The sequence below is a fragment of the Pseudonocardia nigra genome (genome assembly GCF_019396355.1).
GTDB lineage: Bacteria > Actinomycetota > Actinomycetes > Mycobacteriales > Pseudonocardiaceae > Pseudonocardia > Pseudonocardia nigra.
In genome coordinates, this window is sequence record NZ_JAHKRK010000571.1 from 1 (window position 1) to 614 (window position 614).

1 protein-coding gene is annotated in these 614 nt (G+C 68.1%); it reads right to left on the reverse strand.

Annotated elements, in window-relative coordinates; all coding sequences use genetic code 11:
* Positions 1–463 (reverse strand): IS3 family transposase (locus KME75_RS42250; protein ID WP_219420705.1); only part of this gene is annotated, 463 nt, incomplete at its 3' end.
* Positions 464–614: the final 151 nt, after the last annotated feature.

A 614-nucleotide genomic window follows, 5' to 3' on the forward strand; every position in this document is an offset into this window, starting at 1 on the left:
GCAGGTCGATCACGGTCGCGGTGTAGACCCAGCCGTCGACGGTCTGCACGTAGGTGATGTCGCCGCACCAGCGGGTGTTGGGGGCCTGGGCGGTGAAGTCCTGCCCGATCAGGTCCGGTGCGTCGATGGGCCGCTGAGCTGCGAGGGTCGTCCGCTTCCAGGGCCGTGGATGGCGTCCGCGCAGCCCGGCAGCGCGCATCAGGCGCCAGACGCGCTTGCGGGCGACCCGGACCCCACGTACGACGAGCTCGGCCCAGACCCGGCGCACGCCGGGGTGGCCGTGCAGGTCGCGGTGGACCTCGTGGATCGTCTCGGTGAGCTCGGCGTCGGTGCGCTCGCGCTGGCACGGCCCGTCGGCCAGCCACCGGTAGTAGCCCTGGCGAACCACCCCGAGCTGGGCGCACATGAACGTGACCGAGTACTGCTTGTCAACGGCCCAGTCCGCGATCGCCGCGTACTTCACGGCTGTTCCTTCGCGAACCAGGTCGCTACTTTTTTTGCGAACTCACGCTCCATCCGTAGCGTGGCGTTCTCCTTGCGGAGCCGCTCCAGTTCCTCGCGTTCGTTCTCCGACAGGTCCTTATCTGGCACTCGACCCGAGTCTCTTGCTTTCT